Annotated in this window: 18 protein-coding genes; 6 read left to right on the top strand and 12 right to left on the bottom strand. The window is 64.7% G+C overall.

The window, feature by feature from the left end; genetic code table 11:
• From BJP62_RS02365 to BJP62_RS02385, 5 genes are all read right to left on the bottom strand, one after another.
• Nucleotides 1–897, bottom strand: a complete 897-nt coding sequence (locus tag BJP62_RS02365) for a peptidoglycan DD-metalloendopeptidase family protein (RefSeq protein WP_083300651.1) — start codon at nt 895–897, stop codon at nt 1–3.
• A 112-nt stretch (nt 898–1,009) separates the two neighbouring features.
• Nucleotides 1,010–1,669 carry a protein-L-isoaspartate(D-aspartate) O-methyltransferase gene (locus tag BJP62_RS02370; protein ID WP_236943645.1) on the bottom strand — a complete coding sequence of 220 codons (660 nt, stop codon included), beginning with the start codon at nt 1,667–1,669 and terminating at the stop codon, nt 1,010–1,012.
• Nucleotides 1,666–2,409, bottom strand: coding sequence for a 5'/3'-nucleotidase SurE (gene surE, locus BJP62_RS02375; protein WP_070526105.1), 744 nt, complete (start codon nt 2,407–2,409; stop codon nt 1,666–1,668). Before surE ends, BJP62_RS02370 begins: the two co-directional genes overlap by 4 nt.
• Before the next feature lie 56 nt (nt 2,410–2,465).
• Entirely contained in the window at nt 2,466–3,374 is a 909-nt protein-coding gene (locus BJP62_RS02380) for a DMT family transporter (RefSeq protein WP_070526106.1), read from the bottom strand.
• Between the two features lie 97 nt (nt 3,375–3,471).
• A complete protein-coding gene (locus BJP62_RS02385) occupies nt 3,472–4,548 on the bottom strand; it encodes an aromatic ring-hydroxylating dioxygenase subunit alpha (RefSeq protein WP_374749730.1) in 1,077 nt (358 codons plus the stop codon).
• A gap of 395 nt (nt 4,549–4,943) precedes the next feature.
• Here BJP62_RS02385 and BJP62_RS02390 point away from each other — a divergent pair, with 395 nt between their 5' ends.
• Entirely contained in the window at nt 4,944–5,405 is a 462-nt protein-coding gene (locus tag BJP62_RS02390; protein ID WP_070526109.1) for a DUF1456 family protein, read from the top strand.
• 63 nt (nt 5,406–5,468) lie between these two features.
• On the opposite strand, the gene BJP62_RS02395 is transcribed toward BJP62_RS02390, so the two are convergent.
• Entirely contained in the window at nt 5,469–6,413 is a 945-nt protein-coding gene (locus BJP62_RS02395) for a rhodanese-related sulfurtransferase (RefSeq protein ID WP_070526111.1), read from the bottom strand.
• A 175-nt stretch (nt 6,414–6,588) separates the two neighbouring features.
• Here BJP62_RS02395 and BJP62_RS02400 point away from each other — a divergent pair, with 175 nt between their 5' ends.
• The 4 genes from BJP62_RS02400 to BJP62_RS02415 all read left to right on the top strand — a co-directional run bounded on the left by BJP62_RS02400 (nt 6,589) and on the right by BJP62_RS02415 (nt 10,583).
• On the top strand, nt 6,589–7,083 hold the full coding sequence (locus BJP62_RS02400; RefSeq protein ID WP_083300652.1) for a HugZ family protein: 495 nt from the start codon (nt 6,589–6,591) through the stop codon (nt 7,081–7,083).
• Nucleotides 7,084–7,152: 69 nt separating this feature from the next.
• Nucleotides 7,153–7,890, top strand: coding sequence for a response regulator (locus tag BJP62_RS02405; RefSeq protein ID WP_070526114.1), 738 nt, complete (start codon nt 7,153–7,155; stop codon nt 7,888–7,890).
• Nucleotides 7,871–9,346, top strand: a complete 1,476-nt coding sequence (locus BJP62_RS02410) for an ATP-binding protein (RefSeq protein ID WP_070526116.1) — start codon at nt 7,871–7,873, stop codon at nt 9,344–9,346. The genes BJP62_RS02405 and BJP62_RS02410 overlap by 20 nt, the downstream gene beginning before the upstream one ends.
• Nucleotides 9,347–9,350: 4 nt before the next feature.
• A complete protein-coding gene (locus BJP62_RS02415; protein ID WP_070532194.1) occupies nt 9,351–10,583 on the top strand; it encodes an ABC transporter substrate-binding protein in 1,233 nt (410 codons plus the stop codon).
• Between the two features lie 18 nt (nt 10,584–10,601).
• Here the strand turns inward: BJP62_RS02415 and agaF are convergent, their stop codons facing one another.
• The 4 genes from agaF to agaB all read right to left on the bottom strand — a co-directional run bounded on the left by agaF (nt 10,602) and on the right by agaB (nt 13,240).
• The gene (agaF, locus tag BJP62_RS02420; protein WP_070526118.1) at nt 10,602–11,045 is read right to left on the bottom strand and encodes a PTS galactosamine/N-acetylgalactosamine transporter subunit IIA; all 444 of its coding nucleotides are present in this window, start codon (nt 11,043–11,045) and stop codon (nt 10,602–10,604) included.
• 107 nt (nt 11,046–11,152) lie between these two features.
• The gene (agaD, locus tag BJP62_RS02425; RefSeq protein WP_070526119.1) at nt 11,153–11,971 is read right to left on the bottom strand and encodes a PTS galactosamine transporter subunit IID; all 819 of its coding nucleotides are present in this window, start codon (nt 11,969–11,971) and stop codon (nt 11,153–11,155) included.
• Nucleotides 11,961–12,755 carry a PTS galactosamine transporter subunit IIC gene (agaC, locus tag BJP62_RS02430; protein WP_070526121.1) on the bottom strand — a complete coding sequence of 265 codons (795 nt, stop codon included), beginning with the start codon at nt 12,753–12,755 and terminating at the stop codon, nt 11,961–11,963. The genes agaD and agaC overlap by 11 nt, the downstream gene beginning before the upstream one ends.
• Before the next feature lie 11 nt (nt 12,756–12,766).
• Nucleotides 12,767–13,240 (bottom strand): PTS galactosamine transporter subunit IIB, encoded by a 474-nt coding sequence (gene agaB / locus BJP62_RS02435; RefSeq protein WP_070526123.1) that lies wholly within the window; start codon nt 13,238–13,240, stop codon nt 12,767–12,769.
• 240 nt (nt 13,241–13,480) lie between these two features.
• Between agaB and BJP62_RS02440 the strand changes: the two genes are divergently transcribed.
• Nucleotides 13,481–14,221, top strand: coding sequence for a 6-phosphogluconolactonase (locus tag BJP62_RS02440; protein ID WP_070526124.1), 741 nt, complete (start codon nt 13,481–13,483; stop codon nt 14,219–14,221).
• 176 nt (nt 14,222–14,397) lie between these two features.
• Here the strand turns inward: BJP62_RS02440 and BJP62_RS02445 are convergent, their stop codons facing one another.
• Nucleotides 14,398–15,048, bottom strand: a complete 651-nt coding sequence (locus BJP62_RS02445) for a response regulator transcription factor (RefSeq protein WP_070526126.1) — start codon at nt 15,046–15,048, stop codon at nt 14,398–14,400.
• Nucleotides 15,045–18,266 carry a hybrid sensor histidine kinase/response regulator gene (locus tag BJP62_RS02450; protein WP_145927073.1) on the bottom strand — a complete coding sequence of 1,074 codons (3,222 nt, stop codon included), beginning with the start codon at nt 18,264–18,266 and terminating at the stop codon, nt 15,045–15,047. Before BJP62_RS02450 ends, BJP62_RS02445 begins: the two co-directional genes overlap by 4 nt.
• Nucleotides 18,267–18,299: the final 33 nt, after the last annotated feature.

Raw genomic sequence — 18,299 nt, forward strand, 5'->3', positions numbered from 1 at the left:
TCATTCAAGCTGAATATATTTGGCGGGATCGACCGGTTTGCCGTATCTGCGAACTTCGAAGTGCAGCTTGACCTGGTCGGAGTCGGTGTTCCCCATCTCGGCAATCTTCTCGCCCTTCTTGACGTTGTCGCCTTCCTTCACGAGCAGCTTGCTGTTATGGGCATAAGCTGACAAAAACTCCTTGTTATGCTTGATGATCAACATCTTGCCATAACCACGAAGCCCTGAGCCTGCGTAAACAACCTTTCCAGATGCTGACGCAACAATAGACTGTCCCATTTTTCCGGGAATATCAATGCCGCGACTCTCTTCGGTAAAGCCCTTGCCGGGCTTCCCGGGAGTCGGCGTGACCCAGTCCGCCACATCGGCATCATCAGCACCGGGCTTCGTGGCTGATTTTTCAGGGGTTTTCGCCACTGCCGACGCAGCGGATGCACTGGCCTTCGCAGCAGCACTTGCAGCTGCCGGCTGTGGTTTGGCAGCAACGGGCGCCGCTGCGCTTGCCGTTTTGGCTGCAGGCTTGACCTGCTGCGGCGTGCTGCTCACGACGGCGGGTTCACCCAGCGGGCGTACTTCGACACCGGACGGCGTGGCCGCGCCCTGTGGCGGGTTCAGCCTGAGCAGTTGTCCGATCTTGATGTCGTTGAAATCGGTCAGGCCGTTCCAGCTGGCCAGGTCACGGTAGGCCAGCCCGTGCTCGAGCGCAATCCGGTAAAGCGTATCGCCTTTTTTTACCATGTACTGGCCGGCGGGCACGGCCACCGGCGTTGCCGGAACGGCCGCCGGAAGCGGAGTCGGATTGGTATGATCGACGATCGGTGCCGGCTGACGGGGGGTGCTGGAACACCCTGCCAGAAGCAGTAGAACGGTCGGGGCGATCAGGCGCGGCCAACTCACAAAGTCTCTCCTTGTCGGGCTGCCTGCCGGGTGTGGTTCAGCGGCAGCGGTAAATGGTTCGGCTGTGCCGCATGATCACCCCGTGCGCTGCGTTGCGCAATCGTGGCCGGCCCTAGGCCAGGCCGGGCAACAGGGGCACGAACCGTACTTTCTCAAGACGCGTCTCGACGATGCCTTCGTCGGTACGCTCGATCATTCGCAGTTCCTGGTCTTCACTGCCGACCGGAAAAATCAGCCGGCCGCCGATGCGCAACTGTTCGACCAGGTCCTCCGGCACGATGGGGGCCGCGGCAGCGATCAGAATGACGTCAAACGGGGCGGCATCGGGCAGGCCACGACTGCCGTCGGCATGCCTTACCCTCACGTTGTGCAGCCCGAGCAGGTTGAGCCGCTCTCTTGCGCCCTTGCTCAACGAGCCGATGCGCTCGATCGTATAGACCGTCTTGAACAGCTGAGACAATACCGCGGCCTGATAGCCGCAGCCAGTCCCGATTTCCAGCACTTTTTCATGTTGCGCCGCCCCCAGTGCCAGTGCGGTCATCTGCGCGACGATGTAGGGCTGCGAGATGGTCTGGCCGTGCCCGATCGGCAGCGCCGTGTCGTCGTAGGCCTTGTGCGACAGCGCCTCGTCAACGAAAACATGTCGCGGGATCATCCCCATGACCGCCAGCACCTTGGCGTCATGAATGCCGAGCTGCTTGATGCGTTCGATCATGCGGGCGCGGGTGCGGGCCGAGGTCATCCCGGCGCCATCGAAGGTATTGAAGTTCATGCGTGCAGCCATGATTCGATGAAATCCAGCTGAGGGTAAGCGGTCAGGTCGATCGACAGCGGCGTGATCGACACAAGCCCTTGGGCAATCGCGTCAAAATCGGTGCCTTCCGCCGCATCGGCGGCGAGTCCGGGCGGGCCGACCCACCAGATCGCCTCGCCGCGGGGATTGGCGGACTTGATCACCGGCGCCGCACGATGCCGGCGGCCGAGTCGCGTGACCCGGTGGCCGGCGAGTGCTTCGTACGGCAGATCCGGCACGTTGACGTTGAGCAGTACCGCACCCCGGAATGGGTCGCGTTCGATGCGTGCAGCCAGTTCGACCGCGACTCTGGCGGCCGTTTCGAAGTGGGCCGGGTTGCGCGAAGCCAGCGACACCGCCATCGAAGGCACGCCAAGCAGGAAGCCTTCCGTTGCCGCGGCGACGGTGCCGGAATAGATGGTGTCGTCGCCCATGTTGGCGCCGTGGTTGATGCCGGACACCACCATGTCGGGCAGCGTTTCCATCAGCCCGGTCGCGGCGAGGTGGACACAGTCGGTCGGGGTGCCGTTGACATAGCGGAAACCGTTCGGCGCGGTACGCACCGTCAGCGGCCGGTCGAGCGTCAGCGAGTTGCTGGCACCGCTGCGATCGCGCTCCGGTGCGCAGACGAGCACGTCGTGATGCTCGGCCAGTGCGCCAGCCAGCGCGGCCAGGCCCGGCGCGAAATAACCGTCGTCGTTTGATATTAGTATGCGCATGCACTCTCCCCGGTCGGCCCTATTCTAGCTGCACCACCGGAGACGACAAAATGGGACTAGTCCGGCCGTTGTGACCGCGCCCCCGCCCCTGAGCCCAAACGGGCGGAAACCACGCCGCACGCGGCAATGAGCAGCATTGCCAGATAGCTCGACGGCGGCAGGCGGTCGCCCCACAACAGCACGCCGAACAAGGTCGAGAACACGACGGTCAGGTAGGCCAGGCTGGCGACGACCAGCGACTTGCCCTTGCTGTAGGCGCGCGTCATCGACAGCTGCGCGATGGTCGCACTGATCCCCATGCCGAGCACGACCCACAGGTTGTCGAGATGCAGCGGCGCCAGCGCCCCCGGCTGCAGCAGCATCCAGATGCCGGCACCGAGCGACGACACCAGCGAGAAGTAGAACACCGTCCGCCATTCCGGCTCGCCGCGGCGACCAAGCTCGTGCACGTTCAGGTAGGCGATGCTGGCGAGCAGCCCCGAGCACAAGCCCAGTACGCCGGCCAGCCATTCGTCGCCGTGGATTGCCGGCCGCAACAGCAGCACGACGCCGGCGAAGCCGAACAGGATGGCCAGCACCTGGCGGCTCATCGGCCACTGCCGGTACCAGAGCGTGGAAACCACCATCAGGAACAGTGGCGAGGTGTAGTTGAGCGTCACCGCAGTCGACAGCGGCAGGCGACTGATCGCGTAGAAGTACAGCATCAGCGACAGGAAGCCGGAAATGCTGCGCCCGAGATGAACCTGCAGCAGCGGCCAGGATACCCGCAGCGGTCGCCGCGCCGGCAGCGCGATCAGCAGGATCCCGACGAAGCCGGCCAGGCAGCGGTAGAACACCAGTTCGGCGGTGCTGAAGCTGCGGCTGCCGAGTTTGACGAACACCCCCATCACGCCGAAGCTCAGGCACGCGATCACCATCCAGAACGGGCCGGAGTCTTTCAGGCGATGCCAGTGCGTTGCGGTCATGGGCGGGCTCGACGAATGAAAAAAGGCAGCCACAGGCTGCCTTGTGTACTGACGCGATGATCGGCCTGCATGGCCGCCCGCGCCATTGGGCCAAGCCCTAAGCGCGGATCGCGTCGCCGAGCTCCCGGCGCAGGAACTGGTGGAAGTGGCGCATGCCGTCCTCCATCGGGCTCTGGTACGGGCCGACCTCGTTGCGGCCGGCCTTGTACAGCGCCATCCGTCCCGCTTCCATCCGGTTGATGATTTCGACGTCCTCGACCGCCGTCTCGGCGTAGGCGGCCTGCTCGGCGGCGACGAACTCGGGCTCGAACCAGGCGATGTCTTCCGGGTAATAGAACTCGACAACGTTTTTGTAGCTGCGCGGCCCGGTCGGAATCAGCGTAGAGATCACCAGCGTGTGCGGATACCACTCGACCATCACATTCGGGTAGTAGGTCAGCCAGATCGCGCCGTGCTCGGGCACCTTGTCGCCGTAGTAGGCCTGAACCTGCTTGTGCCACTCCTGGTAGACCTTGGAGCCGGGTTTGGCGAGGGCGTTGTTGACGCCGACGGTCTGCACCGAGTGCCAGTCGCCGAACTCCCACTTCAGGTCGTCGCAGGTGACGAAACGGCCAAGGCCGGGATGGAATGGCTCGACGTGGTAGTCCTCGAGGTAGACCTCGATAAAGGTCTTCCAGTTGCCTTCGTATTCGTCGACCTGGACGCTGTGGAACACATAGTTCGAAAAGTCGAGGTGCTTGGCAACGCCAAGATCCTTGAGGTCGGCCTCGATGTCGCGACCGTTGCTCTCGAACAGCAGGCCGTTCCACTGCACCAGCCCGGTTTCCGGCAGATGCAGGCACGGATTGCCCGGAAAATGCGGCGCCCCGGCGAGCTTGCCGTGCTGGTCGTAGGTCCAGCGATGCAGCGGGCAGACGGTGTGCGTGCCGTTGCCGCGACCGGACAGCATCGTGGCCTGACGGTGGCGGCAGATATTGGAAAGGAGTTTGACGCCTTGATCGGTGCGCTTCAGGTACTTGGCACCGTCGGTCATCTCGAGTACGTGATAGTCGCCGACTTCCGGGACCATCAGCTGGTGACCGATGTACTTCGGCCCCCGTGCGAACAGGCGCTCCTGCTCGATCTGGAAAAGGGTTTCGTCAAAGTAGGACGACACAGGGAGCTGGGTCGTCATATCCAGCTGCAAGGCTGCAGCCGTAGCCAGATTCGTCATGTTTATCCCACACCCCCTGGGCTAGAAGGTCTAAGACGTCTCGCCACTTTGTGACCAGGTCACGATGGGTGGGCAAGCCATCAATTCATCACATGCCGGATGGATGTCCGGCCCGAAAAAAGACGGGGATTTTGCCCTGCCGGCACAGGCCGGGCAAGCCAAAACGACGAAAATATCGAGAAAAATTAGAAATTTAGCCCGAAATCCGGCCGGCGAACAGACGGCGCGGCACGAAGCCGCATGGAACCGAAAGGACAGCAAGACGGTGCCAGCACTGCCGGGGGCGCGGACAAGGTGGCAAAATGGCGGTTTCGGCCCGGCTTTCCCGCCGCGCCCAGCCAAGACAAGGAACCGAATTGCTTTCCAACGATGTACTGCGCAGCGTGCGCTACATGCTCGACATCAGCGACGCCAAGCTCGTCGAAATCACCGCCCTCGCCGGCTTCGAGGCCCAGCTGGCCGACGTCCGGGCCTATCTCAAGAAGGACGACGAGGACGGCTACAAGCATTGCGACAACCAGATGTTCGCCCACTTCCTCGACGGCCTGGTGGTGTACAGGCGCGGCAAGGACGACAGCCGCCCCCTCCCGGAGGCCGTCTGGCCGGTCTCGAACAACACGGTGCTGAAGAAGCTGCGCGTCGCGTTCGAACTCAAGGACGAGGACATGCACGCCATCCTCGCCAGCGTGGACTTCGACGTTTCCAAGCCGGAGCTCAGCGCGCTGTTCCGCAAGGAAGGCCAGAAGAACTTCCGCCGCTGCGGCGACCAGTTGCTGCGCAACTTCCTCAAGGGACTGACGATGCGGATTCGCGGCTGAGTCCATCGAATGGAAACAGCCCGGCTTGGCCGGGCTGTTTTTCATCGTCCGTCCGCGCCGGACTCAATCGTCGCCGCGCGGATTGCGTCCCAGCGGGCTGGGCTGCTTGCGTTCTTTGGCCAGATTGATCTGCTTCTGCCGCTCGCGGGCGCCGGCGCGGGTCTTCTCGCTCAGGCTGTCCCGGCAATGCGGGCAGCTGATGCCTTCGACGTAATCCGGCGACTGGCGCTCGTCCACCGACACCGGTTCGCGGCAGGCATGGCAGAGCACATAGTCGCCTTCGGACAGGTCGTGACGCACCGTCACCCGGTTGTCGAAGACGAAACAGTCGCCGCGCCACAGCGACTCGTCCTGCGGTACGGTTTCCAGATACTTGAGGATGCCGCCCTTCAGGTGATAGACCTCGTCGAAACCCGCGCCGAGCATGTAGCTCGATGCCTTCTCGCAGCGGATGCCGCCGGTGCAGAACATCGCCACCTTCTTGTGGCGGGCCGGATCGAAGTGCGCGCTCACGTAGTCGGGAAACTCGCGGAAGCTCTCGGTTTTCGGGTCGATGGCGCCTTCGAACGTACCGATGGCTACTTCGTAATCGTTGCGGGTATCGATCAGCAGGACTTCCGGATCGCTGATCAGCGCATTCCAGTCCTGCGGCTCGACATAGGTGCCGACGCGCTTGTTCGGATCGACACCGTCGACGCCGAGGGTGACGATTTCCTTCTTCAGCTTGACCTTGGTGCGCAGGAAAGGCTGCTCGTCGCAATACGATTCCTTGTGGTCGACATCGACCAGGCGCGGATCGGCACGCAGCCAGCCCAGCAGGGCGTCGATCGCGGCGCGCGTGCCGGACACCGTGCCGTTGATGCCTTCCCCGGCGAGCAGCAGCGTGCCCCTCACGCCGTTGTCGAGCATGCATTGCAGCAGCGGCTCGCGCAGCGCGGCGTAATCGTCCAGCGTAACGAACTTGTACAGGGCCGCGACCACGATGGGCCGGGCGGTTTGATGCGACATCGGTATTCTCCAGGTGGTCGCCCTCGCAAAGGGCGGACCGGATCAATGACAAGGCCGGCTCTGTGGCCGGCGCTACCCGCATTTTACCCGCTCCGGCGCCGCGATTGCAGGCCGTGACATCCCGGCCGTCAGCCCCGACAATAGCCGGCTGCCGACCGACAGGATGACGCCGACCATGGCCATCGACCTTGCCAGCGCAAAACAGCAGTTTCTCGATTTCGTCGCCAGCCGCAGAACACTGGCGATCGCCTGCCTCGACGATGCAGGCGCACCGTTCATCAGCTACGCGCCGTTCGTCCATCGCGAAGGCCGTTTCTACATCTACATCAGCCGCCTGGCCGAGCACTACCGCTTCATCGACGCGCACCGGCAGGCCAACGTGATGCTGCTCGCCGACGAGGCGGACACCGCCAACCTGTTCGGCCGCGAGCGTGCGCGCTGGCTGTGCGACGTGACCAGGCTCGGCGACGACGGCAACGACGCGGTGTTTGCACTGTTCGACGAGCGCTTCGGCGAGAAGATGCTGGCCCTGCTGCGCGGGCTCGATTTCTCGCTGTTCGAGCTGACGCCGCAAACGGGCCGTTACGTCGTCGGCTTCGGCAAGGCGTTCGACGTCAGCATCGACGGCGCGCAGTTCGATCACGTCGTCGTCGACCGGAAAACCGCCTGAATCGGCGCACGTTGATGTAACGCAAATCCCCGATTGCAATTGCCGCCCGGGATCGCCCCATAATCGGCCATGGACCTGCACGCGCACCACGCCGCCCGGGCGGCAACCATCCTGCTGATCGACGACGATGCCGAAATCCGGACCCTGCTGACCGAGTACCTCGGCCGTGCCGGCTTCGGGGTCCGGGCGCTGCCCGACGGCAGCACGCTGATGTCGGTACTCAAGCAGGATGCGATCGACCTGGTCGTGCTCGACATCATGCTCCCCGGTCACGACGGGTTTACGCTGTGCCGGATGATCCGGCAGTTCTCGACCGTGCCGATCATCATGCTGACGGCGGCGTCGGACGAGGCGGACAAGGTGATCGGGCTCGAATTCGGCGCCGACGACTACATGGCCAAGCCGTTCAGCGCGCGCGAGCTGCTGGCGCGGATCAAGGCGCTGCTGCGGCGCAACCAGATGGCGCAGACACCGGCATCCGGCGCCGAACCGCGCTATCTGGTGTTCGGCGACTGGAAGCTCGACGTGCTGCGCCGCGAGCTGCTGCATGCCGACGGCAGCGTCGAACCGATTTCCGGCACCGAATACGCGCTGCTGTCGCTGTTCCTGCGCCACGCGCACGAGGTGCTCGACCGCGATGCGATCTCCGAGATCACCCGCCACCGCGAGAACAACCCGCTCGATCGCGGCGTCGACGTTCAGGTCAGCCGGCTGAGGCAACGTCTGCGCGACGGCCAGCGCGAGCTGGTGCGCGCGGTGCGCAATCAGGGCTACATGCTCTGTGCCGATGTCCGGCGCGAATACTGACATCGCCCCCTCGACGGGCGGCGAATGGTGGCGCCGGCTGGCGCGCCTTTACCCGCGCTCGCTGTTCGGCCGCGTCTGGTGCATGCTGGTCGCCGCGCTGCTGCTGGCCGAGCTGCTGGCCGGCGCGCTCTGGTACTACCAGTACCGCTCGCGCATCGACGCCGGGCTGGAAAGCGCGATCCGCAGCATGACGCAGGGCGTCATTGCCACGGTCAACTTCATGAGCGCGCTGCCGCGCAACTACCGCCAGCTGGTGCTGGCGCAGCAGCGCGAGCTGGGCGGCTCGCAGTTCTTCGTCTCGATCAACAATCACGAGCTGAAACAGCAGCCGCTGCCCGCCAGCAAGGCCGGCCGGAAAATCGTCGAGATCGCCACGCGCGAGCTGGCGCTGCACCTGCGCAGCGACCAGCCCGTAAGCGTCGCGCTGACCCGCGCCGACCAGCTCCGCGTGTTCAACGCTGGCGTGCTGATGGCCGATCTGCCGCCGGGCTGGGCGCGGTTCTCGCTGCCCATCCTGCGCCAGAACGCGCCCATTCTGGTGCTGCAGCTGCAGATCAATCCGAAGGAATGGCTGTTCCTCGCCGCACCGCTGCCACCGCCTTACGACGCCCTCGACGTCCCCTTCCTCACGCCGCGGCAGTTCTGGTTCACTGCCTTCGGCATGCTGCTGGTGCTGCTGTTCACCTGGCCGCTGCTGCGGCGCGAACTCAAGCCGATCGAGGCGCTGGCGAGCGCGGCCGAAGAACTCGATTCGCGGCTGGACGTGCCGCCGCTGCCCGAGGCCGGCAATGCCGAGTTCGTCGCCGCGACGCGGGCGTTCAACCGGATGCAGGGCCGGCTGCGCGCCTACCTGCACAACCGGGAAATGCTGTTCACCGCCATCAGCCACGACCTGAAAACCCCGATCACCCGGCTGCGGCTGCGCGCCGAGATGCTCGACGACGAGACGCAGCAGCAGAAGTTCGAGGCCGACCTCAAGGATCTGGAGCTGATGGTCAAGGGGGCGCTGCAGAGCATGAAGGACACCGACATCCACGAGAACATCGAGCGGGTCGACGTGATGCAGCTGCTCGCGCAACTGATCGAAGCCTACGGCGAGCGCGTGCTGCTGCGGGGCAAGGTGGCGCCGATACGCGGCCGGCCGCTGGCGATCCGCCGCTGCATCGGCAACCTGATCGACAACGGCCTCAAGTTCGGCCGCCATGTGACGCTGACGCTCGACGAGCAGGCGGACCGGATCACGCTGTTCGTCGGCGACGACGGCCCCGGCCTGCCGGACAGACTGCTGGAGAAGGTTTTCGAACCGTATTTCCGCGGCCACCACGATCAGGGCGGGACCGGACTCGGGCTGGCGATCGCCCGCAGCATCGCCCGCAGCCACGGCGGCGAACTGGTGCTGCACAACGATCCGCAAGGCGGCCTGATGGCGACACTGGTGCTGCTGCGCAATGGCTGAAACGATGAAGAAACTGCTTGCAACCTGCCTGCTGGCGCTGAGTCTCCCGGCGCAGGCAGGACAGATCGAGGTGCTGCACTACTGGACGCTGCCGAGCGAGGTCACCGCGCTGGCGCTCCTGAAGTCGAAGCTGGGCCGGCACGGGCTGTACTGGAAGGATTTCGTCGTGCCCGGCGGCGGCGGCGAGAGCGCCTACGCGGTGCTGCAGGCCCGGGCCATCGCCGGCGACCCGCCGATGGCGGCGCTGATGGAAGGGCCGATCATCCAGGAATGGGCGTCGCTGGGCTTTCTGGCCGCCCCCTACCCGCCGGCGAGGGAAAAGCAGTGGGACGCCGTCCTGCCGGCCGTGGTTCGCGACGCGGTCAAGTACAAGGGCCGTTACGTGGCGCTGCCGACCGACCTGCACAGGATCAACTGGATGCTGGTGAACCCGGCGCCGTTCGATGCGCTGAAACTGCCGGTGCCGGCAAGCTGGGACGCGTTCTTCAAGGTGGCGCCCAGGCTCAAGGCGGCCGGTTACATCCCGCTGTCGCTGGGCAAGCTCGACTGGCAGGAGACGACGCTGTTCGAGAGCGTCCTGCTCGGCCTGACCGATGGCGCGTTCTACCGCAAGGTCTTCGTCGAACAGGACAGCGCCGCCATCAACAGCGCGCGAATGGTGGCCGTGCTCGAACGCTTCCGGCAGTTGCGCCAGTACGCCGCACCGGGGAGCACCGGCAAGTCGCCGGAAATGGCGGCAATACGCAGCGGCCGCGCGGCGATGTTCATCATGGGCGATTGGGCCAAGGCCGACCTGGTCCTGCAGGGCATGGTGCCGGGCAAGACGCTGCGCTGCGTGCCCGCGCCGGGCACCGCCGGCTACTTCGTTTACGGGCTGGACAGCTTTGCACTGTTCCGCACGGCCGAAAGCGCGGCGGACACGCAGGCGGCACTGGCCGACGTGCTGATGAACCCGGCGCTCCAGTCGGAGCTGGCCCGGCGCAAGGGCGCCATTCCGCCCCGCACCGACGCAAGCCACGAAGGGTTCGACAGTTGCGGGCTCGACGCGGTCAGCGCCTTCCGCGACGCCGAAAAGCACGGCCGCCTGCTGCCGAGCATGGCGCACTCGATGGCCACGTCGCAGCAGGCGCGCGAGGTGTTCTTCCGGGTGATCAGCTACTACTTCAACCACCCCGAGCAGAGCAGCCAGCAGGCGGCAAGGCAGATTGACGCCGCCCTGCAGGCTTTGCGCTACTGAGTCCTTAAGCCCAAGCGCTTAAAGCCCGTCGTCCTGTGCGCTGGCGCGAGCCTGCTGCCGCGCAAGCCGCTCGCGCAGGCTGGCCACGCCGGCCCTGCCCGCCGCCTGCGCACGTGTGACGAAATCGCCGACGCCGGCAATCTCGTCGCGCTCGAGCGCGACTTCGGCAAACATCGCCATATTGCTGCCGGCGATCACGTCGCAGGGCTGCGACTGCGCCAGGGCGATTTGCGATGCGAGCTTGAACGGCGAGCCGCCGAGCAGGTCGGTGAGGAACACGATGCCGGCGCCGGCCGGCAGGCTGGCGACGGCGGCATTCAGGTGTGCCTCGAGTTCGGCGGTGCCGAGCTCGGGCGGAAAGTCGACGGCGACGGCCTGCGCTTGCGGGCCGAACACCTGCTCGACCGCGCCGAGCAGGCCCGAGGCGAACCGGCCGTGGCCGGTGACGATGAGGCTGATCATGGAGACTCCTTCTGTGACGCGGGCGTCCGTGATGCAGGAAAGGGAGCGGCGGTTACAGGAACCGCCGCCTCCGGCACGGCGGGAGGGGGACCGGCCGGAAAAACGGGTCAGAGGATGCCGAGCCAGGACAGCGCGATCGAGAGCACGAAGGTGATCAGGATCAGCATGACCGGATGCACCTGCTTTTTCTTCAGCAGGTAGTACATCAGCATCACGTAGCCCATCGGCAGCAGGTTGGGAAAGACCTTGTCGAAGAAGTCTTTCTGCAGCCCGACGCTGTGGGTGGCGTCGATCGCGAAGCTGGCGATGACGTTGATGTGCACATAGGACGCAATCAGCCCGCCGATCACCGTCACCCCGAGGATGGTTGCCGACTTGGCGATCATCGTCGAGCTGTCCTTGATCTTGTCGATGGCCTTGACCCCGAGCGTATAGCCCATGTGGGTCCAGCCGACGCGCATGAAGAACACCACGAGGTAGACAAGGAAGAAGATCAGCGGCCCGAGCACATTGCCCTGGATCGCGAACGACGCGCAGACACCGGCGACGATCGGCAACAGCGTGAACCAGAACAGCGCATCGCCGATACCGGCGATCGGCCCGAACAGCGCCACCTTCAGGCCCTTGATCAGCGCGCGGTCCTCCTTCTTCTCCTCGAGCGAGATCAGCAGCCCCATCAGGAAGCCGACGAGGTTCGGGTGGGTGTTGATGAACTCGAGGCTGTCCTTGTTGGCGGCCTTCAGCCCGTCCGGATCGTCGCGATAGATCTTTTTCAGCAGCGGCTGCATGGCCGTGGTGAAGCCGACCGACTGCATCCGTTCGTAGTTGAAACCGGCCTGCAGCATCGACGAGCGGAAAGCGAGCTTGGTGATGTCGCCCTTGGTGACGACGGCGTCGTCGCTGGACGTGGTGTGATCAGATGCCATTGCTGAAATCCTCCTCTGGCTGGGCAGCGGGTGCGGCAGGCGCCGCTTCGGGCTTGCTGTTGAAGTAGACGAACAGGGCGAAGGCCGCGCCCATCACCGCCACCGGCAGCAGGTTCTGGATCTGCACGTAGCAGACGAACAGGAAGCCGGCGAGCAGGTACGGCACGTACTGCATCTTCAGCATCACCCGCAGCAGCAGGCCGAAACCGACCGCGGGCAGGATGCCGCCGGCGACTTCGAAGCCGTGGCTCAGCCAGCCCGGCATCGACTTCACCAGCGCCTGCATTGCGCCCTGCGCCGAGTATGCGCACAGGAACACCACCAGCGCGTAGGTGCAGGCAACGATCAGCGTCATCAGCAGGCTCATCCGGCCCAGCCCGGTGGTGTTGTTGTCGCGCACATAGCGCTCGACCTTGGGCATGAACATCGAGAACGCCGAGTAGTAGAACAGGATGATGTACTGCATCAGCAGGCTGAACGGCAGCCCGAGGCCGATCGCGGTCTTCGGATCGACGCCGGCGCTGTGCGCGATCACCGTGGTCATGATCCCGGCAAGGATCGGGTTTGGCGGTTGCACGCCGCCGGCCGGGGTCAGCCCGGCGAAGGCCAGCTCGGTCAGCCCGCCGGTAATCAGGCCGATCTGCAGGTCGCCGAGAATGGCGCCGGTGATCGTGCAGACGATGATGGGCCGGAACAGGAACAGCGCCTCGAGCCAGAAGTCGATCCCGAAAATGAAGGCGACGCCGGCCAGCATCAGCCCCTGCATCAGTGTGATTTCATGCATGACGGTCTCCCCTACTGGATGGTGTCCTTGGTGTCCCCGGGCGTGTCCTGGATGAACACGTTGATGCCGGCGGCCTTGAGCGCGCGCAGGTCGGCAAGGTCGGCGTCGTCGACGTAGACCTTCTTGGACAGCGGCCGCTTGCCCTCGGAGAAATGCATGTTGCCGACGTTGACGTCGCGGATCGGCACACCGCTGTCGACCAGCCGGCGCACCGTCGCCGGGGTGCGGCAGATCAGGAAGATCTGCTGTGCGGGCGATGCCTTGTGGATCACGGCAATGGTCTTCTCGACCGTGAAAAAGCGGATGCCGACGCCGACCTGGTCGGCGGTGATGGCCATCAGCTTCTGCTGCATTTCGTCGGCGGCGGTGACGTCGTCGACGACGACAAGCAGGTTGGCGCCGAGCGCGGTGGTCCACGTCACGCCGACCTGGCCGTGGACCAGCCGGTTGTCGATGCGGGTGAGCAGGATGTTGGGTGCGGTCATCTTGGACTCCTTCTGTTCGCCGTCCCTCGGTGGGGCGTTGGAAACGAGTCTAGAAAGCCGCGCTGCCGCGAAGGCTACATCTCATTGAGCATTTGTCTCGACACTGCAAACCGGCACGGCAAATGTTTCGGCGCGGCAACAAAACGGACAAAGGTTGCAGCGGCGGCGGATTTTGATACCGAGTGCGCGCCGGGCAGGCGCTAGCCTGACGGGCATCGATCACGAACAGGAGCTTCGCTCATGCAAACCCGCATTCATGCCGACCCGGCCGCGCTGGCCGACGCCGTCGCCACCCTGATCGCCGACTGCGTCCGCGCCAAACCCGACGCGGTAGTGTGTCTGGCCGGCGGCGACACGCCGCGCGCGGCCTATGCGCGGCTGGTGGCAATGCAGCGCGCCGGCGAGGTCGATTTGTCGCGGGTGGTTTACGTCGGCCTCGACGAATGGGTCGGCCTGCCCGCCGACTATCCCGGAAGCTGCCGCGCCTTCATGCAGGAAACCGTGTTCGGCCCGCTGGCGGTGCCGCCGGAACGTATCGTGTTCTACGACGCCGTGGCCGGCGATCTGGCGGCCGAGTGCCGCCGCGTCGACGCCTTTCTGGCCGAGCGCGGTCCGCTCGATCTGGTGCTGCTCGGCATGGGCATGAACGGCCATCTGGGCATGAACGAACCGGGCTGCGCCGAGGACAGCGGCAGCATCGTCACCGAACTCGACCCGGTTACCGTCAGCGTCGGCCAGAAGTACTTCGGCGCGCAGCAACCGGTGCTCAGGCAAGGCATCACTCTCGGCATCGGCAGCATCATGCAGGCGCACTGCGCGGTACTGATGGTCAGCGGGGACAAAAAAGCCGAAACGGTGCACAAGGCGCTGCAGGGCGACATCGGCAACCCGCTGCCGGCCAGCCTGCTGCGCCGGCATGGCAACGCAATCGCGATGCTCGACGCCGAAGCGGCGCGGCTGCTCGCCCCTGCACCCTGCTGATCCGCCGCTGGCAGCCCGGCGCACGCCCGCCTGCTTCAGGCGCCCGCAATGACAGAACGGCCCGCCATCCGGCGGGCCGTTTTCACGTCAAACCGACCGTGATCAAGCGATCAGGCCGTCGCTTGCGGCTCGACCGGCAGCGGCCGGCCTGCGCGAAACGGGGGTTGCCTTGCGGATCACAGCAAGCCATGCCGCAACGCGTATTCGTACAATTCCCTGTCGTTCGATATCCCCAGCTTTTTCTGAGCGGCGATTTTCTGGTGACTGATCGTCTTGACGCTGCGGTGCAGCATCTCGGCAATGCCGGACACCGTGTTCCCTTCGACAAACAGCCTCAGTACTTCCAGCTCCTTTCTCGACAACTCGGTCTGCGCGATTTCCCCGCGGGAAGTCAGATGGCTGAGCCGCGCTTCGTCCAGGATTTTTCTGACGGTTGCATCGATATAGGTTCCGCCCGCGACAACGGTACGGACCGCATTGACGACCTCATCCTGCCGGCCGCTTTTCAGCAGAATGCCATTGCCCCCGGTTTCCAGAATGCTTTCCAGCAGCAGGGGATTGGCCATCATGGTCAGGATGATCAGCTTTGCTTCCGGGTATTTGCGCCTGAGGTGGGCAATCAGCGTCAACCCGTCGCCATACTTGCCGCCCGGCATATAGAAATCGCAGATCAGGACATCCGGACTCGTCTTTTCGATCAGCTCGACCAGCTCGGTCGAGTCCGCCGCCTCGCCGCAGATCTCAAGGTCCTGCTCGCTTTCGAAAGCCATGCGGATACCCAGCAACACGATCGGATGGTCATCCGCCAAAACCACTTTGATGCTCATGGCAACACCTCCAATATCGGACTCAGATAATCATTCAGCCACCGGACATCGTCTGCCGTATCGTCCATTGCGCCTTCGGCCGCACGCTCCTCCAGGCGGGCACAGTACTCCACGGCATCCGCCGCGCCGATGGTCGCCAACGCGCCCTTGAGCCGGTGTGCATGGACAACGACCGATGCCGAATCGCCGCCCGGAATGGCCGCCAGCACCGCAAGCCAGTCCGCTCTGGCCGTCGAAACGAACAGTTCTCTCATCGCCGGTTTGAGTCCTTCCAGATGGGGCAGCACGTTCGCCGGAGGAGATGCGCTGCGCATGCGAAACGGCGCCAAAGCCGCCGTCAGTTCCGCCAGGGACACGGGCTTGGCCAGATGGGCGTCCATCCCCGCCGCCAGGCAACGCGCCGCCTCCTCCGGCTGTGCATTCGCCGTCACCCCGACGATCGGGACGCCGATGCCGTCCACACGCAATTGCCGCGCCAGCGCGTAGCCGTCCAGATTCGGCATGTTCACGTCGGTCAGCATCACGTCGTAGCGCTCGCCCCGGCGCCAGCGCTGCAGCGCCTCGCGGCCGTCGGCCACCAGCGTGACCGTGCAGCCGAGCTGTTCGAGCTGGTCGCTCATCACCAGCTGGTTGATCGGGTGGTCTTCCACCACCAGCACGTGCAGCCCGCGGTGCGCCGCCGGCTCGCCCCCGGCTGCCGCCGCGGCAGGATGCAACCCCTGGCCGCCGGCCAGCCGCAGCGCGTCCAGCAGCCCCTGCTGGCACAGCCCGCTCACGTGCCAGCCGTCGTCGTGCCACTCGGGAGCCGGTGCGCCCTCGGGCGTCAGCCGGACCACATGGGCAAAGCCTTGCACCAGCCCGGCGTCCGCCGGCCCGGCGACCAGCAGGATGTCGTCCGGACCGATGGCCGCGGTTGCGCTGAACGGCTGCGCCTGACCGCCGGCATGCCGGATCTGGGCAAGCAGGTTCTCGCGCCAATCGCTCGCGCCGGCCTGCACGTGCACCAGCGCCACGCCGGCCAGGCTGGCCGGTTGCGGCCGCTCGGTGATCGCCAGCGGCAAGCGCACGGTGAAGCTGCTGCCCAGCCCGGTTTCGCTCACCAGTTCGATCCCGCCGCCCATCAGCGCGACGAGCTTGCGACAGATCGACAGCCCCAGCCCGGTCCCGCCGAAGCGCCGTGCCGTCGAATCGTCGGCCTGGGTGAAGGGCTCGAACAGTCGGGCCTGGTCGGCCTTGCCGATGCCGATGCCCGAGTCCGTGACCTGCAGGTCGAGCGCGAACCGGCCGGGCTCGACCTCGCGGCCGTTCAGGCGGATGACGATCTTGCCGCTGTCGGTGAACTTGACCGCGTTGCCGACCAGATTGCTCAGCACCTGCTGCAGCCGGTGGCGGTCGCCGAGCAGCACCGGCACGTCCGGCTGCAGGCAGCAGTACAGATCGACGCCTTTCTGCCGCGCCAGCGGCGCGAAGTTCCGCGCCACCCCCTCGGCCAGTTCGATCGCGTTGAACGGCGCCAACGCCAGACTCAGCTGGTCGGCCTCGATCTTGGAGAAGTCGAGGATGTCGTTGATGATCTGCAGCAGGTTGCCCGACGACTGCTGCACCGTGCCCAGATAGCCATGCTGCTGCGGTGACAGCGCGGTCTTGCCCAGCAGCTCGAGCGTGCCCAGCACGCCATAGAGCGGCGTGCGGATCTCGTGGCTCATCATCGCCAGGAAGGCCGACTTGGCCTTGTTGGCGCTGTCGGCCGCATCCCTGGCGGCGGCCAGTGCCAGCTCGGCGTTCTTGCGGTCGCTGACGTCGCTGAATGCGCAGAACAGCGCGGGCTGGTCCTCGTACCGGATTCTCATCAGTTTGGCCACGATGTACTGCCGTCGCTCATGGTCGGGCGCATTGGTCTCCACTTCGACCGAATGGGGTATCTCTGGCCCCGCGGACGGGACGGCCAGAAAGAAATCGAGCAGTGGCCAGCGCGCCTCTCCCTTGCTGATCTCCAGCTGCGCCAATTCGCGAGCACGCTCGTTCTGAATGAGCACCGTACCCCTGTCGACCCTCAACAGACACAGGGCGACAGGGGCCAATTCCATCAGGGTCTGGATGAGATCACGGCCCTTGATGACTTCCTCCGCGTTTTTTCGTGCCGGTTCGATGATGCGACGACGAACTTCCCTTGCGGTCCAGAATATTCCGACGAGTCCCGTCAGCAGGAAAAGCAGCGAAATGACAACGACAATAGTGTGCCTTGCAATAACCGCGGAAAGCGGTACGGCATACACAATGCGCCAATGGGAGACCAGCCCTTGATAGAACATGAGCAGCCGTGCATTGCGCCAATCAATTTCCAGGTGGAAATCACCCCGCATCGACATGATGCGATCCGCCAGCTGGCGGCCCTGTTTCAGTGCCGGATCGACAAAAACCGGCTTGCCTTCCGGATCGAGCAGCATCAGCTGCATGCCATAAGGCTTCAGGCGCTGGGCGGACACGAGATCCGACACCAGCACTTCGCTGACAACATACGAGACCGGTTTGCCATTCGGGCCGTAGATCGGTAGATAACAGATCGTTACCGGTTGCGCATCGAACGCACTCTGGTGAACTGCCCCCCAGATCGCGTCCCGCTGTGGTGATTTGAACTGGCGCTCAGTGTAATCCCGGATAACCGGCATGCCGGCGGCTTCCAGCAGGCGCTGCCGCTCGGCGGGATTGCCCCGCCGCTCCAGATGGCTCAGGCCGAACAAACTGGGAGAGAGAAAAAGAAACGTCATCTCCGAAGAAATCAGGAATCGGCGTCGTCTGGTTTCCACGCCCTGCCAGGAGACCGTAGTCACCAGGGAAAAGAGTTCAGCCTGCCTACTGAAATCCGTGAACTCACTGCTCGGCTGGCGATCACCGGCAATCAGAACCCCACCTTCGGACACGGCGGTTCCGATGCCAGTAGACCCGGATGAATGGGGCTGGACGAATGGCGCTCCCTCCCCCGCGTTCTTGCTAACACTCAATGCCAGCCTGGCAAAGGACGAGACAACCCAATTCTCAAAGCTGGTTTGTACCGCCAGAGCCGCTGCGTGCGACTTTGCCCGATTTCCGTATTCGGCGAGCACATTCCCGAGCATCACGTAGTAGTGGAACAGGAATGACGCGAGCAATAGCACAATGGCCAGCGCGGCCACACCATGCAGCAGGAATCGGGATAACTGAAACTGTTCTTTTTTCACGGTCCGCCCCTTATGACCCTCGGGCCGGCTTGA

It is taken from the genome of Jeongeupia sp. USM3 (genome assembly GCF_001808185.1).
Lineage (GTDB): Bacteria > Pseudomonadota > Gammaproteobacteria > Burkholderiales > Chitinibacteraceae > Jeongeupia.

Coding starts and splice junctions, on each gene's coding strand:
- BJP62_RS02370 (WP_236943645.1), bottom strand. CDS start 1,669: ATGAACTTCAATACCTTCGATGGCGCCGGGATGACCTCGGCCCGCACC.
- surE (WP_070526105.1), bottom strand. CDS start 2,409: ATGCGCATACTAATATCAAACGACGACGGTTATTTCGCGCCGGGCCTG.
- BJP62_RS02380 (WP_070526106.1), bottom strand. CDS start 3,374: ATGACCGCAACGCACTGGCATCGCCTGAAAGACTCCGGCCCGTTCTGG.
- BJP62_RS02385 (WP_374749730.1), bottom strand. CDS start 4,548: ATGACGACCCAGCTCCCTGTGTCGTCCTACTTTGACGAAACCCTTTTC.
- BJP62_RS02395 (WP_070526111.1), bottom strand. CDS start 6,413: ATGTCGCATCAAACCGCCCGGCCCATCGTGGTCGCGGCCCTGTACAAG.
- BJP62_RS02400 (WP_083300652.1), top strand. CDS start 6,589: ATGGCCATCGACCTTGCCAGCGCAAAACAGCAGTTTCTCGATTTCGTC.
- BJP62_RS02405 (WP_070526114.1), top strand. CDS start 7,153: ATGGACCTGCACGCGCACCACGCCGCCCGGGCGGCAACCATCCTGCTG.
- BJP62_RS02410 (WP_070526116.1), top strand. CDS start 7,871: ATGTCCGGCGCGAATACTGACATCGCCCCCTCGACGGGCGGCGAATGG.
- BJP62_RS02415 (WP_070532194.1), top strand. CDS start 9,351: ATGAAGAAACTGCTTGCAACCTGCCTGCTGGCGCTGAGTCTCCCGGCG.
- agaF (WP_070526118.1), bottom strand. CDS start 11,045: ATGATCAGCCTCATCGTCACCGGCCACGGCCGGTTCGCCTCGGGCCTG.
- agaD (WP_070526119.1), bottom strand. CDS start 11,971: ATGGCATCTGATCACACCACGTCCAGCGACGACGCCGTCGTCACCAAG.
- agaC (WP_070526121.1), bottom strand. CDS start 12,755: ATGCATGAAATCACACTGATGCAGGGGCTGATGCTGGCCGGCGTCGCC.
- agaB (WP_070526123.1), bottom strand. CDS start 13,240: ATGACCGCACCCAACATCCTGCTCACCCGCATCGACAACCGGCTGGTC.
- BJP62_RS02440 (WP_070526124.1), top strand. CDS start 13,481: ATGCAAACCCGCATTCATGCCGACCCGGCCGCGCTGGCCGACGCCGTC.
- BJP62_RS02445 (WP_070526126.1), bottom strand. CDS start 15,048: ATGAGCATCAAAGTGGTTTTGGCGGATGACCATCCGATCGTGTTGCTG.